The sequence below is a fragment of the Dokdonella sp. genome (assembly GCF_017744955.1).
Lineage (GTDB): Bacteria > Pseudomonadota > Gammaproteobacteria > Xanthomonadales > Rhodanobacteraceae > Dokdonella_A.
This window is the reverse complement of sequence record NZ_JAGIAG010000002.1, coordinates 383,801-399,907: the sequence shown is the minus strand read 5'-3', so window position 1 is coordinate 399,907 and position 16,107 is coordinate 383,801. Positions and strand designations below refer to the sequence as shown.

Sequence of the window (16,107 nt, the reverse complement as noted above, 5' to 3'; positions counted from 1 at the left end):
CCGGCTTGCAGCGCGCGTACTGGTCGGCGGATTTCGGCGAGGCGCACGTCGTCGAGGCGATGCTGCGCGCGCACGGCCTGCACGCGTCGGTGTTCGACGCCGGAATCGTGCGCCAGGACTGGTTCAAGACGCTGGCGCTCGGCGGCTATCGCGTGATGGTGCCCGCCGCGCAGATGGCGTCGGCGCAGGAGTTGCTCGCCGACTACCGGTCCGGCGCGATGACGCTCGCGGACGCCGATCTCGACGTGCCTGCCTGCCCGCGCTGCTCCGGCCATGCCGTCGCCGACGATCCGCGGCCGCGCAGGGTCGTCTTCGGCACGCTGCTCGCCTCGCAGGTCGCACCGTTCGCGTTCACCTCCTCGCCCGCGCTGTTGTGGATCGCGGGCCTCCTGCCCTTCCTTCCCCTAGCCGCCGCGCCGTTGCTCGGATCGCGGCATCGCTGTCGAAGCTGCGGCGCCGCTTTCGCGACGCCGCGGCGGCATTTCGATGCGCTCGCGCACGCCGTGGCCGAGGCGGAGCCGACGGCGTCGGCGGAGCCCGCCGGATGAGCACGACCGCCGACCTCGCCGACCGCCTCGACGCCCTGCTGCCGCAGACCCAATGCACGCGCTGCGGCTATCCGACCTGCCGCGCCTACGCGCAGGCGATCGCGAGCGGCGCGGCCGACATCGACCGCTGCCCGCCGGGCGGCGAGGACGGCGTCGGCGCGCTCGCCGCCCTGCTCGGCCGTGCCGCGAAGCCGTTGAATCCAGACTACGGCTTCGAGCGGCCGCCGCTGGTGGCGGTCATCGACGAGGCGATCTGCATCGGCTGCACCAAATGCATCCGCGCCTGCCCGGTCGACGCGATCGTCGGCGCGGCCAAGCGCATGCACACGATCATCGCCGCCGAATGCACCGGCTGCGAGTTGTGCCTGCCGCCGTGTCCGGTCGATTGCATCTCCCTGCAACCGACCGCCGCGCAGCCGCTGCCGCGCACCGAAGTGCTCGCGCGCGCCGCGCACGCGCGGCGGCGCTACGAGGCTCGCAAGGCGCGATTGGCGGAGGCGGGCAATCGCGCCTCTCGACGAACGGAACGAGATCTCCGATCCGCCGTTCCCGATGACGACGCGAGCGACGCGGACGGCGCCGAAACGGCGTCGCCTGAGGCTGCCCCGTCGATGGACTCTCCTCCGGTGACGAACAAGGCCGAAGCCTCGACGGCCGCCGTGCCGATCACCCGCTCGGCCGTGCTCGAAGCCATCGCGCGCGGCCGTGCGCGCAAAATGACCCAGGAACCCGACTAGGAAGCATCCGTCGAAAAGCGCGGCCGGGAATGGCCGCGGATGGACCTTCCGAAACCGGACGCCGACCAACCGCTGCGCCCCTTCGGACCGCAGCGATCCCGGATGGATCGCAGACATCGATGAAACGCGAAAAGATCGTCGAACTGTTCCGCCGCCTGCGCGAGCTGAACCCGACCCCGACCACCGAGCTGGTCTACACGACGCCGTTCGAATTGCTCATCGCGGTGATCCTGTCCGCGCAGGCGACCGACGTCGGCGTCAACAAGGCGACCAGGCGCCTCTACCCGGTGGCGAACACGCCGCAGGCGATCCTCGATCTCGGCGAGGAGGGGCTCAAGTCCTGCATCAGCACGATCGGCCTCTACAACGCCAAGGCGAAGAACGTCGTCGCGACCTGCCGCATCCTGGTCGAACGCTACGGCGGCGAAGTGCCGCGCTCGCGCGAGGCGCTGGAGGCCCTGCCCGGCGTCGGCCGCAAGACCGCCAACGTGGTGCTGAACACCGCGTTCGGCGAGCCGACCATCGCGGTCGACACGCACATCTTCCGCGTCGCCAATCGCACGGGCCTGGCGCCCGGCAAGACCGTGCGCGCGGTCGAGGACCGGCTCGAGAAGGTCGTACCCGACGAATTCCGCAAGGACGCGCATCACTGGCTGATCCTGCACGGCCGGTACGTCTGCAAGGCGCGCAAGCCGGAATGTCCGCGTTGCGCAATCAGGGACTTGTGCGCATATCGTCACAAGACCGTCACGATGTAGTTTCAGCGGGCCATCCCGGGTGCCTGCGACGAAGCGGCACGCCACTGCTCCGAATCGCCGCCTTCGGCGGAGCCCGCTCGTGACCGCCTGTTTTCCGGGGCTTGCGCCCGAGTGCTGACCAATCGGCGTTAAGACGGCGTTGTTTTGTCATCGAAGCGTAACAGCGGCTGGCCAGACTTCGCGCCAGTTTTCTGCCCCGCTTTCTTCGAGGACTACCGGATGAAATTGCGACCTGCGATCGCCGCCGCTCTGTTTTGCGCGTTCGGCACCAACGCGATGGCCTACGACCTGCTCAACGACTGGCCGACCAAGTACAAGACCGCCGACGGCTACGAGTTCGGCTTCAAGGGTCTGTATCAGTACCAGTACGAGGATTACAGCGGCGACACGCAGAATCCGTCCAACGGCCAGGTCTTCCTGCCGGACATGAACGCGTGGCGCCGCAAGGAATTCAACTTCTACGGCAAGACGCCGTGGGGTCTGGATTTCAACATCGGCTACGACTTCACCGTGCGCGGCGGCCTGCCGACCACCGGCTGGATCGACAACTTCATCCGCTACAGCAACAAGGAATTCGGCGACTTCCGCCTCGGCCAGTTCAAGACTCCGGTCGGCTGGGAAGAGACGATCAGCTCCAGCGCGACGACGTTCCTCGAGCGCGCCATGCCGGTCCAGGCCGCCAATATGGGCCGCCGCATCGGCTTCGACTGGACCTATACCGGCGTCAAGGACTGGTTGTTCTACCTCGCCTACTTCAAGGGCGGCGACCTCAACGGCGACAACGACGGCGACGGCCCGGCCGCACGCGTGGCGTGGACGCCGTTCAACCGCCAGCCCGGCGCCGGCTCGCGCGAACAGGCCAACGTGCTGCACCTCGGCCTGGCCTGGTCGCAGGAAGACCGCGACTCGACCAAGGACGGCAAGGGCGTCGTCACCAATCCGGCGGCGCGCTTCCGCGCCCGTCCCGAATCGGGCATGACCGGCACGCGCCTGATCGACACCGGCAACCTGAGCTTCCCGGGCACGATCGACCGCCTCGGACTGGAAGGCGCCTACATCCACGGACCGCTGCTGGTGCAGGGCGAATACCTGCGCTTCAGCGCCGATCCGAAGGGCAAGCCGAGCTACGAGGGCGACGGCTACTACATCCAGGGCTCGTGGGTACTGACCGGCGAGAGCCGTCCGTACAGCAAGGGCACGATCGGCAACGTGCGTCCGGTCAACGAGTGGGGCGCGGTCGAAGTCGCCGTGCGCTACAGCTCGCTCGACCTCAACGACGGCCCGGTGCTCGGCGGCAAGGAAGACAACTGGACCGTCGGCGCGAACTGGTACCTCGGCCAGCACTTCAAGGTGCAGGCGAACTACATCTGGGCCAACAGCACCAAGTACTACGGCGGTTCGATCAAGAAGAACGTCGACGTCGATCCGCGTATCTTCGAAGCGCGCCTGCAGATCTACTTCTGATTTCCACGTTTTCCCGTTCACTCTCCTTGGGGCGCGCAAGCGCCCCTTTTTTTTTTTGCGCCAATTGCTAGCTGTAGCGTCGCTCGGCCGCCGCGAGGCGGAGCGGTCCAATGTCATAGACAGGCGCATGGTCGTCGCGGACACGGAGCTGCCGCCTGCGACGAAATCGCCGCTACCGCGGCACCGCGCGACGCTTCACCATGGACAATCTCAGCGACATGAACGCCTCGGACGACGGCGCGCTCTAGTCCTCGGTTGTATCGAAACCATTCTTGAACAGGACCAACGCATTGACTTCGATGACCGGCTTCGCGCCGGTGGCGGAAACCTGAAACTCGATATTGGCTTCTTCCGCGTCGGAACGTACGGGTACGTTGACAACCCACGTCACGCTGCGCTTGGAGGACAGCGTGACCCTGTAGCGCAATGGATCGATCGCGTCCTGCGTGCAGATTGTGCCGACGTCGTCGCCATGGCAGGCAAAACGTGCGGAGTCGCCGTCGAACGCGCTCGACAGCGCGAACGTCACCGGCACGTCTGCGGAGGCCTCGCCTGCGTTTCTCAGAGTGACGGTGTAGTCGACCATTTCCCCGTAACGCACGAAGTCGCGGCCGTCGTCGATCGTGAGCGCGAGCCGCGGGGCTTGCACGAGCACGCTCGCCGTGGCGCTCGCCGCCTCGTAGTTCGTATCCGCAGCCTTGGTTGCACGCACGATGCATGTGCCAATGCTGGTCGCGGTCACCACATCGCCGACCACGCCGCACGGCCCGCTGTCCGCCGAGTAGCTCACCGCCCCGGTACCTGAGCCGCCGCTCGAGGATAATTGGCTGCTCATACCTGGAGTCACGACATTCGGCGTGGCCGCGACGCTCAAGTCAGCTTGCGGTGCGCGATCGACAGTCAGTGTCCCGCTGGTGCCGGAGCTATCGAGATTCGCGGCGGACACCGCATCCGGCAAGAAGATGGCGCTCAACGTCTTCGCGCCGGCACTGCTCGGCGTCAGCGTGCAACTGGTCGCAGGCAACGTGATGATGCAGGCCTCGGCAGGCGTGCCGGCATCGATCGCTATGCTGCCGCTCGGCGTTCCGGCGCCCGGTGCGACGACCGACACCGTTGCGCTGACGGTGACCGTATCGCCGAACACGATTGGTGCGGGTTCTGTCAGCATGGTCACGGTCGAGGCTTTGTCGACGACGACGTTCGCAGCGGCACTCGCCGAGAGCGTCGTATTTCCGTCGTCCGGCGTGAATGCGGCGACGATGTCGTGCGAACCGACCGCGAGACCGGCAGCGGCGCATGTCGCCTGCCCGCCTTCCACCGCGACCATCATGCAGTCCGGCAGCGGCGTGCCGGCGTCGCTGAAGGCGACCGTGCCGAGCACGACACCGCTGTTGCCGACAGGTAGCGCGACATTGGCGATCAACGTCGTGCCTTGACCGAAGACGGTCGACGCGGGCGAAGCCGACACACTGGAAGTCGTCGAAGCTGGCTCGACCGTGATGGTGGTGGTGGTCGAGGCATTCGCATAATTCACCGTGTCCGCCGGCGCGAATTCGACTGACAGCGTCTGGCCAGCTCCGGCGTTCAACAGCGTGCCCGCGGACGGCGTGTACGTGAACGTGCCGACGATCGAATTGCCTTGGAAGCTCGCACTGGCATTCAGCTGCGACGCGCCGAGCGCGGTGCCGTAGATGATCGGTGCCGGCATCGCCCACGTCAGTATCGGCGTCGCAGGTGCATCGGAGTACCGCTCGCCGGCGGCGAGATAACTGCCGTTGGAGCCGCCCTCCACCGATACCTCGCCTGTGGGCAACAACGTCGCGGAGTGGCCGGAGCGAGCAGTCGCCATCGCACCCGCTGAGGTCCACGTATTCGTTGCCGGATCGTAGCGCTGAGCTTCGGCCAGATAGCCGCCGCTGCTGGTCGTCTGGCCGCCAGTCACGAGAACTTGGCCCGATGGCAGCAACGTGGCGGCATGCCCGACCCGCGGCGTCGCCATCGCACCTGCGGAGGTCCAGGTATTCGTCGTCGGGTCGTAGCGTTCGGCGCTCGCCAGAATGTAAAAGCTGCCGTTGACGGTCTGCCCCCCGGTCACCAGCAATTGACCGTTCGCGAGCAACGTGGCGGTGAGGCCGAGACGCAGGTCCGCCATTGCCCCCGCCGAGCTCCAACTGTTCGTCGTGGGGTTGTAGAGCTCGGCGGCTGCGGTCCAGCCGCCGGCGACCAACACCAGACCGGAGGACAGCAACGTAGCGGTGTGACTGTCCCGCCAGGTCGCCATCGTACCTGCGGATGTCCAGGCGTTCGTTGCCGGATCGTAGAGTTCTGCGGTGGCGAGTGGAGTGCTGTCGAAGCCACCCACCACCAGCACCCGCCCCGAAGGCAGCAGCGTGGCCGTGTGGGAACGGCGCGCGGCCGCCATTGTCCCCGCAGGAATCCAGGCGTTCGTCGCCGGGTCGTACAGCTCGGCACTGGCAAGGGACCCGCTGTTGCTCTGTCCGCCGGTCACCAACACTCGCCCGGACGGCAGCAGCGTCGCGGTGTGCAGGCGGCGCGCAGTCGCCATGGCGCCAGCCTGTGCCCAGCTGTCCGCCGCCGGATCGTACAGTTCGGCTCCGGCGACGATGCCGCTACTGTTTCTTCCTCCCGCCACCAGCACTTTGCCGGACGGCAGCAGCGTGGCGGTGTGGGCGTGACGCGCAATCGCCATTGACGCTTCGGACGACCACGTATCGGCGATGGCCCAGACCGGGGCAGCCAGCAGCCCAAGCGCCAATAGCAGACAGGCCGCGCCGAACCTGCGTAGCCGCTCAGGCACTGCGAATCCCGATGGAATGCATTCCACTCGACTCATGATTTCTTCCCCTGGAAACCAAGCCCGATAAGTCGAGCTCGTGAAAATCCGCGCCCCCACCCGAGACGCAACCCCTCATCGCCAATGCTAACGCGCGCGAGCCATGGAAATTGCGTCATCGCTCTCCGCCGGGCAACGACCGGCACGCGCTCACCTCAGGAAAGCTCAAAGCCTCGTCATTCCCGCGAAAACTAAGGAGTCACTTCGACTTTTCTCTAGCGTGACCAGACCCATGTGGGTTCTTGCTTTCGCGGAAGCGCGGAAATGACGACGCAGTGGATCGCCGGAGCACTTCGGCTGGTAACGATGCCTCCCCCCTCGCCCTTCGGTCCGACTTCGCCATTCGCTTGCTGCGGTCGATATTGCGGAAATGACGAGAGTCGAACGTATTCCAGTGTCCGGCACGAGAACGACTGTGCTGAAGGTTTCGAGGTTTCCTCAGGAAAAAATGACGTCTTCGAGGGAGTAGCGGCCCGCAGGCCGCCCGGCGATCCAGCGGGCGGCGGCGACGGCGCCGCGGGCGAAGATCATGCGATCGGTGGCGCGGTGGACCAGCTCGATGCGTTCTCCCGCCGTGGCGAACATCACCGTGTGCTCGCCGACGATGTCGGCGGCGCGGGTGGAGGCGAAGCCGATCGTGCCGCGCGCGCGCGCGTTGCCGGCGTGCGAATAGCGTGCGACCGCGTCGAAGTCCTGGCCGCGCGCGGCGGCGACTTCGCGGCCGAGCATCAGCCCGGTGCCGGACGGAGCGTCGTGCTTGCCGGCGTGGTGCGCTTCGGCGATCTCGCAGTCCCATTCCGGCACCGCCCTCGCCGCCGCGGCGACGAGCTTGGCCAGGACTGCGACGCCGAGACTGAAATTCGCCGCCCACAGCGTCGGAATCGACGCTGCCGCGCGTTCCAGCGCGGCGCGCTGGCGCGCGTCGAGGCCGGTGGTGCCGCTGACGAAGGGGAGTTTGCGTTCGAGCGCGAGCGCGAGACCGTGGTCGAACGCGTCGGCGACGCTGAAATCGATCAGCACGCTCGCGGCGAGGTCCGGCGCGAGCGTGCCGGCGTAGCGCAGGGTGCGCTCGGAGAACGGATAGACCGGTTGACCGACCCGCGCGGAATCCGCGCGCACCAGCGCCGCGACAGGCGTCAGGTCGGCGCGCTCGTCGAGCACGCGCAGGATCGCCTGCCCCATGCGCCCGGCGGCGCCGTGGAGGACGACGGGAATCGAAGAAGACATGACGCGCTCCGTGGATCAGGAGCGCGATGGTAGCCCAGCCGCGCGGAGGCGCCAGAGGCGACGCCCACAAGAAGATTTCTCGCAGAGGCGCAGAGAAAGGCACTTCTACTGCTTTTCTCCGCGCCTCTGCGCCTCTGCGCCTCTGCGAGAGGATGCTTTCTAGAAGGCCTTCCCTACGAAGTGACGCGATCCCAGAACCGCTTGACGCCGTCGAGCCACGTGCTCGTGCGCGGCGAATGGGCCGAAGCCTGATCGCCGGCGAAGGTCGCCTCGAACTGCTGCAGCAGCTCGCGCTGCTCGCTGGTCAGCCGCACCGGCGTCTCCACCACGACGCGACAGAGCAGATCGCCGGTGCGCCCGCTGCGCACCGACTTCACGCCCTTGCCGCGCAGGCGGAACAACTTGCCGGTCTGCGTCTCGGGCGGAATCGCGATGTCGGTCTCGCCCTCCAGCGTCGGCACCTTCAGCTCCGCACCGAGCGCCGCCTGCGCGAAGCGCACCGGGATCTCGCAATGCAGGTCGTCGCCTTCGCGCTGGAAGATCGCGTGCTCGCGCACGCGCACCTCGACGTAGAGATCGCCGGGCACGGTACCGCTCGGGCCGGCTTCGCCCTGACCGGTGAGACGGATGCGATCGCCGTTGTCGACGCCGGCCGGGATCTTGATCGACAGCGTGCGCTCGGACTGCAGGCGGCCTTCGCCGCGGCAATCGCCGCAGGGATTGGTCACCGTCTTGCCGGCGCCGCCGCAATGCGGGCAGGTCTGCTGGATCGAGAAGATGCCGTTCTGCATGCGCACGCGGCCTTGGCCGCGGCAGGTCGCGCAGGTCGACACCTTGCCGTCGGCCGAGCCGCTGCCGTCGCAGGTGTCGCATTCGACCAGGGTCGGCACTTCGATCTGCTTCTCGACGCCGAATACGGCTTCTTCCAGATCGAGTTCGATCAGATAGCGCAGGTCCGAGCCGCGACGCGCACGACCGCGCCCGCCGCCCATGCCGAAAATGTCGGAGAAGATGTCGCCGAAGATGTCGCCGACGTCGCCGTTGAAACCGCCGCGGCCGCCGCCGTGCTCGAACGCGGCGTGGCCGTGCTGGTCGTACATCGCGCGCTTGCGCGCGTCGGAAAGGATCTCGTAGGCCTCCTTGGCCTCCTTGAACTTCTCCTGCGCCGCCGGATCGTCCGGACAACGGTCCGGATGGCACTTCATCGCCAGGCGGCGAAAGGATTTCTTCAGCTCTTCTTCGCTCGCGTCGCGAGCGACGCCGAGGACGTCGTAGTAGTCGCGTTTGCTCATGGCGGCCATGTGAAGCGGTGAGCGGTGAGCGGAAAGGCGAGCGGCAAGTGCTGCCGCACCTGCCGCTCACCGCTCACTTCTCGGCCGCTTCCTACTTCTTGTCGTCCTTGACTTCGGTGAACTCGGCGTCGACGACGTCGTCGTTCTTGGCCGAACCGCCTTCGGCGTGCGGCGGCTCGCCGGCCTGCGGACCCGCCGCAGCGGCGGCGTGCAGCGACTGCGCGGCCTCCTCCAGCTTGGCCGTGCGCGCTTCGATCTGCGCCTTGTCGTCGCCCTTCATGACCTTCTCGAGATCGGCCAGCGCCTCCTCGATGCGGCCGATGTCGCCCGGCACCTTGCCGCCGTGTTCCTTGACCGCGGCGCGCGTGGCGTGCACCAGCTGATCGGCCTTGTTGCGCGCGCCGACGAGCTCGTGGAATTTCTTGTCTTCTTCCTTGTTCGCCTCGGCGTCGCGCACCATGCGCTGGATCTCGTCCTCGGACAGGCCGGACCCGGCCTTGATCTCGATGCGCTGCTCCTTGCCGGTGTTCTTGTCCTTCGCGGCGACGTGCAGGATGCCGTTCGCGTCGATGTCGAAGGTGACCTCGATCTGCGGCATGCCGCGCGGCGCGCCCTGGATGCCGGCGAGGTCGAACTTGGCCAGCGACTTGTTGAAGCGCGCCTGCTCGCGTTCGCCCTGCAGCACGTGCACGGTCACCGCCGACTGGTTGTCCTCCGCGGTCGAGAACACCTGCGAGGCCTTGGTCGGAATCGTCGTGTTCTTCTCGATCAGCTTGGTGAACACGCCGCCGAGCGTCTCGATGCCGAGCGACAGCGGCGTGACGTCGAGCAGCAGCACGTCCTTGACCGTGCCGCCGAGCACGCCGCCCTGGATCGCCGCGCCGACCGCGACCGCCTCGTCGGGGTTGACGTCCTTGCGCGGCTCCTTGCCGAAGAAGTCCTTCACCGCCTCCTGCACCTTCGGCATGCGCGTCTGGCCGCCGACCAGGATCACTTCGTTGATGTCGGAAACCTTCAGGCCCGCGTCGTTCAAAGCGGTGCGGCACGGCGCGATGGTCTTCTCGACCAGGTCGCCGACCAGCGCCTCGAGCTTGGCGCGCGTGAGCTTGATGTTGAGGTGCTTCGGACCCGAGGCGTCGGCCGTGACGTACGGCAGGTTGACCTCGGTCTGGTGCGACGTCGACAGCTCGATCTTGGCGCGCTCGGCCGCGTCCTTCAGACGCTGCAGTGCGAGCGGATCGTTCTTCAGGTCGACGCCCTGGTCCTTCTTGAATTCCTCGACGAGGTAGTCGATGACGCGCTTGTCGAAGTCCTCGCCGCCGAGGAAGGTGTCGCCGTTGGTGGCCAGCACCTCGAACTGCTTCTCGCCGTCGACTTCGGCGATCTCGATGATCGAGATGTCGAACGTGCCGCCGCCGAGGTCGTATACGGCGATCTTGCGGTCGCCGCCCTTCTTGTCGAGGCCGTAGGCGAGCGCCGCCGCGGTCGGCTCGTTGATGATGCGCTTGACCTCCAGGCCCGCGATGCGGCCGGCGTCCTTGGTCGCCTGGCGCTGCGAGTCGTTGAAGTACGCGGGCACCGTGATGACCGCTTCGGTCACCGGCTCGCCGAGAAAGTCCTCGGCGGTCTTCTTCATCTTCATGAGGACCTTGGCCGAGATCTCCGGCGGCGGCATCTTCTTGCCCTCCGCGGTCTCGACCCAGGCGTCGCCGTTGTCGTGCGCGACGATCCTGTAGGGCACCATGTCGATGTCCTTCTGCACCTCGGCGTCGGTGAACTTGCGGCCGATCAGGCGCTTCACCGCGTAGAAGGTGTTCTTCGGATTGGTCACCGCCTGACGCTTCGCCGTCGCACCGACCACGACCTCGTTGTCCTTGAACGCGACAATCGACGGCGTGGTGCGATCACCTTCGGCGTTTTCGATCACGCGTGCCGTATTGCCTTCCATGACTGCCACGCACGAATTCGTGGTGCCGAGGTCGATACCGATGATCTTGCCCATTTCTGTACTCTCCCGCTCTCAATTTCGATGCGGCGCGAAGCCGCGACTGTCGCCAAATCTGGGGGTCTGCGCCTATGTTTCAAGCGCGGTTGGCACTCTCGCGATCCGTCCTCGATCGCCGCAATCGGGTCAGGTTACGCGGATTCTCGCGGCCTGCCGGCGGAAGGTCCAGCAGCGGCCGTCCATGGCCGCATTCGTCGATTCGATTAAGGCTTCTTATTTGGAAACGGAAACCAGCGCCGGACGCAACAGGCGCTCGTTCAGCACGTAGCCCTTTTGCATCACCGCGACGATGCGACCGGCACCCTGCCCGGCCGCCTCGACCATCGCCATCGCCTGGTGATGTTCGGGATTGAACGCCTCGCCGATCGTGCCGACCGCCTTCAGGCCGTTCGCCTCCGCCACGCGCACCAGCTCGCGCTGGGTCAGCTCGACGCCGCCGCGCAGGCCGGCGTAGTCGTTGCCTTCGAGGGCCAGGCCGCGCTCGAGGTTGTCGAGCACCGGCAGCAGGTCGGCGAGCAGCTTCTCGTTGGCGAACTTGCGCGCCTGTTCCAGATCGCGCTGCAGCCGCTTGCGCTGGTTGTCGAGCTCGGCGCGCTCGCGCAGCACCGTGTCGCGCATCTCGGCCAGTTTCGCTTCGCATTCGGCGAGCTGGCGCGTCAGGATTTCCAGTTCGTTGTCGGCACCGTCGCCCGTATTCGACTGGGCATTCGCGCCCGCGGCACCCGGATCATTGTTTTCCATCATTCCTCCGTCGCAACAGTTCGCAAAATGCGTTTCGCAAACTGCCCATTTCAAAAAATCCGCCGCCCGCAATTACGCGGAGAGCGTTCAAATCGGCAATTGTCGCAGGAAAATACGCCGGCGCGGCCGATGCCGCCGCCGGGCTCCCCGCAACGCCTGCTTTATGAGGCCGGCTGGGCGCGCTTCAAGGCGCCGGAAATGATGCCGGCGGTCGCCTGCACGACCGGAATGACGCGCTCGTAGGCCATCCGCGTCGGCCCGATCACACCGAGCACGCCGAGCACGCGCCCGCCCACCCCGTACGGCGCGGTGACCAGGCTGTATCCGTCCAGCGCGGCGAAGCCGGATTCCTCGCCGATGAACAACCGCACGCCCTCGGCGCTGGCGCAGCGCTCCAGCAGCTGCAGCAGGTCGCGCTTGCGCTGGAACGCCTCGAACAGCTCGCGCAGGCGGTCGACGTCGGCGACCTCCTGGCGACCCATCAGATTGGTCTGGCCGGCGACCAGCATGTCGCTGCCGGTGCCGCTGCGGAACGCCTGCTCGGCGACCTCGACCGCCGCCGCCAGCAGCGAATTCAGGCGCGTGCGCTCGTCGCGCATCTCGCGCAGCAGCCGTGCGCGGATCTCGTCGAGCCGCTGGCCGGCGAAATTCTGGTTGAGGTAGTTGGCGACCTGCTCCAGCTCGCCGGGGGCGTACGCGCGTTGCGTGGCGATCACGCGGTTCTGTACCTGGCCGTCGGTGAAGACCAGGATCACCAGCACGCGGCTGCCATCGAGCGGCACGAAATCGATGTGGCGGAACGGGAATTCCTCGTGCCGCGGCACGCTGACCACGCCGACGAAGCGGGTCATCTCCGACAGCAGCGAGGTCGCGCTGCCGAGCAGGTCGGGCGTCGCCGCGTCGGTCGGCAGCTCGCGGCGCAGCTGGTCCAGTTCGGGCTCCGGCAGCGGGCGCAGCTCGAGCATGCTGTCGACGAAGACGCGGTAGCCCTGCGCGGTCGGCACGCGCCCGGCCGAGGTGTGCGGCGCGGCGACCAGGCCGGCCTCCTCCAGGTCGGCCATGACGTTGCGGATCGTCGCCGGACTGACGTCCAGGCCCGACGATTTCGCCAGCGTGCGCGAACCGACCGGCTGACCCTCGGCGATGTATTGCGCGATCAGCGAGCGCAGCAGGCTGCGCGAGCGGGCGTCGAGCGGATGCTGGCTGGAGGGAGAAATCATCGAGATCCACGGCAGCGCCACGGCGCCGGCTTCGAAACGACGCTAACAAGCGGCGTCATCGCAATCAATAGAGCGGCTCGAAAAGCCGCCGCATCGAAGACCCAAGTGACTGATGCGGAAAACCGGCAGCGATTCTACCGCGGCCGCCGGCCGGCGCCGTGGGCGCAGGCGCCGGGACGCGCGGCGAAGCCTTCGCGGAGCCCGTCGCAGGGCACCCCGAGCACGACACCCCCGCCTGCCGAACGGGACCGGGCCGGCAAGCCCGATTCGCCGCGCATCGGCCGATCGGAGCGCGCAGCACCGCCTGTCTTGGCCGCTTCGGGTCCGCGTGCTAGCGTTCCGCCGCCTTTTCATGCGGGGCTGCGTGGCCGATGCTGGGAAATTTGTACGTCAAGGATTTCGCGATCGTCGACGAAGCCGAGATCGCGTTCGGAGCGGGCATGACCGTGGTCACCGGCGAGACCGGCGCCGGCAAGTCGCTGCTGGTCGACGCACTGCTGCTGCTCGCCGGCGGCCGCGCCGAGGCGGCGATGGTGCGCCACGGCTGCGAGCGCGCCGAGCTGTCGGCCGAGTTCGACCTTTCCGACCGCGCCGACCTGCGCGACTGGCTCGCCGCCGAGGAACTCGACGAGGACGGCGCCTGCCAGCTGCGTCGCGTGATCCGCAGCGAAGGCAGCTCGCGCGCCTGGATCAACGGCCGCCCGGTCACGCTCGGCCAGCTGAAGACGCTGGCCGCCGGCCTGATCGAGATCCACGGCCAGCACGAACACCAGGCCCTGCTCGACCGCGGCCAGCAGCTCGACCTGCTCGACGCGTTCGGCGAGCACGCGCCCGAACTGGCCGAGACGGCGCGCATCGCGCGCGCCTGGCGCGCGGCCGGCGCGCGCATCGCCGAACTCTCGCGCGGCACCGACCATGCCGAACGCATCGAATGGCTGACGCACCAGGTCGACGAACTCGACCGCGTGGCGCTGGCGCCGGACGACCTCGCCGCGCTCGAGGACACGCACCGGCGCCTGGCCAACTCCGGCCAGCTGCTGCAAGGCTGCGCTGCCCTGGCCGAGCGGCTCGACGGCGACAACGAGTTCGCCCTGCTGCGCCTGCTGGCGCGCGCGCAGTCGGAAATCGCCCACCTCGCCGCGCTCGATGCGCGCCTGACGCCGATCGGCGAGCTCGTCGACGCCGCGCAGATCCAGCTCGGCGAAGCCAACGATGCGCTCGCGCGCTACCAGGACGCGCTCGATCTCGATCCGGAGCGCCTGGCCGAAACCGAGGCGCAGCTCGGCAAGCTGCACGAACTCGCGCGCAAGCATCGCGTGCGCATGCCGGAACTGAAATCCCACGTGGAGGCCTTGCGCGAGGAACTCGAAAGCCTGCGCGGCGCCGGCGCCAGCATCGCCGGACTGCAGGCCGAGCGGCAGAAGCTCGCGGCCGACTACGCCAAGGTCGCCGCGGCGCTCGGCAAGAAGCGCGCGGCGACCGCGCGCCGGCTCGGCGACGCGGTCAGCGGCCTGATGGCCGAGCTCGGCATGCGCGGCGGACGCTTCGAGGTGCAGCTGGAAACGCAGGACGGAGACGAGCCGGACGCGCACGGCGCCGAGCGCTGCGAGTTCCTGGTCAGCGCCAACCCCGGCCAGCCGCCGCGCCCGCTGCGCAAGGTCGCTTCCGGCGGCGAGCTGTCGCGCATCAGTCTGGCCATCGAGGTCGCCGCGCTCGGCAGCGACGTGGTCGCCACGATGGTGTTCGATGAGGTCGATTCGGGCATCGGCGGCGCGGTCGCCGAGGTGGTCGGGCAGAAGCTGCGCGCGCTCGGCGCGCGCTGCCAGGTGCTGTGCGTGACGCACCTGCCGCAGGTCGCCAGCCAGGGGCACCGGCATCTGCGCGTGAGCAAGTCCAGCGCCGGCGCCTCGACGCAGACGCGCATCGACGCGCTCGACGGCAAGGAGCGCCAGGAGGAGATCGCGCGCATGCTCGGCGGCATCGAGATCACGCGCGAGACGCTGGCGCACGCGAAACAGATGCTCGCCAGCGCCGCGCGCTGAGACGAGGAATCGCGAGCCGGGCGCGGGCGCGGCGGCGTTTTTTCCCCGCCCGGCCTTCGCTTCCGCACGCGGGAAGGAAAAATCGGCGCCCCGGCGAGCCTCGTGACGCTTTTCCCCGCGTTTGCGGGAAGAGGAGAAGCGACGCGAACGATTTCGCGGGATCCTCCGTCGTCGTCATCGGGAGACTTCATGCGCTGCCCACATTGCGGCTGGACCAATCCGGCCGGTTTCACGCACTGCCACAACTGCCGCAAGGCGCTGGCGGCGCCGGACGCACGGGCGGCCACGCCGAACGTCTCGCACGCCTCCGGCGAGGTATTCGCCGGGGAAGGCGCACGCCTGATCGCCACGCTGGTCGACCTGTGCCTGCTCGCCGCCCTGCTGCCGCTGCTGCTGTACGGCGGCCTGTATCTCTCGCAGACACTCCGATTCGGCGGCGGCGCGCTGTTCGGCCTGCTGGCCGCGCTGGCCCTGCTCGCGATCCTCTCGACCGCGCTGCTGGACAGCTGGACGCGCGGCTCGCTCGGCAAGCGCTTCGCGCGCATCCGCGTGGTCGACGCCGACGGCGACGCTCCGGGCATCGGCCGCTCGATCCTGCGCACGATCGCGAAGTACACGCTGCATCCGCTGCTATCGCTGCCGGTGCTGATGCTGGAGCGCCTCATCTTCGGCCGGCACTCGCTGCACAACCTGATGACCGAGAGCTACGTCGTGTCCGCCAAGGCGTCGCGCGAGGCGATCCGCTACCGCATCGGCAACGACGCCGGCAGCGCGCGCTTCCGCCGGCTGGCGCGCCTGCTCGGCGTGCTCCTCGTCGTCGCCATCGTGGCGGTCGGCGCGCTGCTCGGCTACGCCGCCCTGACCGCCGAGCCGAACCCGCGCCGCGACGCCGCGCGGTCGGCGATCGCTGCCGCGAACGACGCGGCGCGCCGCGCCGGCGACGCCTGGCAGGCGACGGGAGCGTTCCCGTCGCAATGGAATGACGCACTCCCGCCCGTTCTCGGGAATCTGCGGATCGACGCCGCCAGCGGCACACTGACGGCGACGGCGAACGATCCCTCGATCGCCGGCGCGCAGTTCGTGCTCACGCCCGAGATCGAATCGAAGAAGGGACGCCAGCGCATCAAGAGCTGGCGTTGCACGAGCCCGGACCTGGCCGCCGGCGACCTGCCGTTCCGCTGCCGCAGCACGAAGCCGACCGCCACCGATTGAACGGAGA

Annotated in this window: 12 protein-coding genes; 6 read left to right on the top strand and 6 right to left on the bottom strand. The window is 68.0% G+C overall.

The features are described 5' to 3' along the window. Positions 1-5: 5 nt before the first annotated feature. The 4 genes from J7520_RS06820 to J7520_RS06805 all read left to right on the top strand — a co-directional run bounded on the left by J7520_RS06820 (position 6) and on the right by J7520_RS06805 (position 3,507). Positions 6-548, top strand: coding sequence for a hypothetical protein (locus J7520_RS06820; RefSeq protein WP_291185764.1), 543 nt, complete (start codon positions 6-8; stop codon positions 546-548). Further along, positions 545-1,285, top strand: coding sequence for an RnfABCDGE type electron transport complex subunit B (locus J7520_RS06815; protein ID WP_291185761.1), 741 nt, complete (start codon positions 545-547; stop codon positions 1,283-1,285). The genes J7520_RS06820 and J7520_RS06815 overlap by 4 nt, the downstream gene beginning before the upstream one ends. Before the next feature lie 119 nt (positions 1,286-1,404). Further along, positions 1,405-2,043, top strand: a complete 639-nt coding sequence (nth, locus tag J7520_RS06810; RefSeq protein WP_291185758.1) for an endonuclease III — start codon at positions 1,405-1,407, stop codon at positions 2,041-2,043. A 219-nt stretch (positions 2,044-2,262) separates the two neighbouring features. Next, positions 2,263-3,507, top strand: coding sequence for an OprO/OprP family phosphate-selective porin (locus tag J7520_RS06805; protein WP_291185755.1), 1,245 nt, complete (start codon positions 2,263-2,265; stop codon positions 3,505-3,507). Positions 3,508-3,751: 244 nt separating this feature from the next. Here the strand turns inward: J7520_RS06805 and J7520_RS06800 are convergent, their stop codons facing one another. The 6 genes from J7520_RS06800 to hrcA form a co-directional block, all read right to left on the bottom strand. Then, complete coding sequence (locus tag J7520_RS06800; protein ID WP_291185752.1) at positions 3,752-6,361, bottom strand: kelch repeat-containing protein; 2,610 nt, start codon at positions 6,359-6,361, stop codon at positions 3,752-3,754. Between the two features lie 438 nt (positions 6,362-6,799). Further along, a complete protein-coding gene (gene dapB, locus J7520_RS06795) occupies positions 6,800-7,588 on the bottom strand; it encodes a 4-hydroxy-tetrahydrodipicolinate reductase (protein ID WP_291185749.1) in 789 nt (262 codons plus the stop codon). Between the two features lie 173 nt (positions 7,589-7,761). Further along, complete coding sequence (gene dnaJ, locus J7520_RS06790; protein ID WP_291185747.1) at positions 7,762-8,880, bottom strand: molecular chaperone DnaJ; 1,119 nt, start codon at positions 8,878-8,880, stop codon at positions 7,762-7,764. A gap of 91 nt (positions 8,881-8,971) precedes the next feature. Beyond that, positions 8,972-10,882, bottom strand: coding sequence for a molecular chaperone DnaK (dnaK, locus tag J7520_RS06785; RefSeq protein WP_291185745.1), 1,911 nt, complete (start codon positions 10,880-10,882; stop codon positions 8,972-8,974). A 216-nt stretch (positions 10,883-11,098) separates the two neighbouring features. Further along, positions 11,099-11,626 (bottom strand): nucleotide exchange factor GrpE, encoded by a 528-nt coding sequence (grpE, locus tag J7520_RS06780; RefSeq protein WP_291185742.1) that lies wholly within the window; start codon positions 11,624-11,626, stop codon positions 11,099-11,101. 161 nt (positions 11,627-11,787) lie between these two features. Continuing rightward, positions 11,788-12,846 (bottom strand): heat-inducible transcriptional repressor HrcA, encoded by a 1,059-nt coding sequence (hrcA, locus tag J7520_RS06775; protein ID WP_291185740.1) that lies wholly within the window; start codon positions 12,844-12,846, stop codon positions 11,788-11,790. Positions 12,847-13,217: 371 nt separating this feature from the next. Here hrcA and recN point away from each other — a divergent pair, with 371 nt between their 5' ends. Then, a complete protein-coding gene (gene recN / locus J7520_RS06770; RefSeq protein ID WP_291185737.1) occupies positions 13,218-14,888 on the top strand; it encodes a DNA repair protein RecN in 1,671 nt (556 codons plus the stop codon). A 189-nt stretch (positions 14,889-15,077) separates the two neighbouring features. Further along, positions 15,078-16,100 (top strand): RDD family protein, encoded by a 1,023-nt coding sequence (locus tag J7520_RS06765; RefSeq protein WP_291185734.1) that lies wholly within the window; start codon positions 15,078-15,080, stop codon positions 16,098-16,100. The last annotated feature ends 7 nt before the right edge of the window (positions 16,101-16,107 follow it).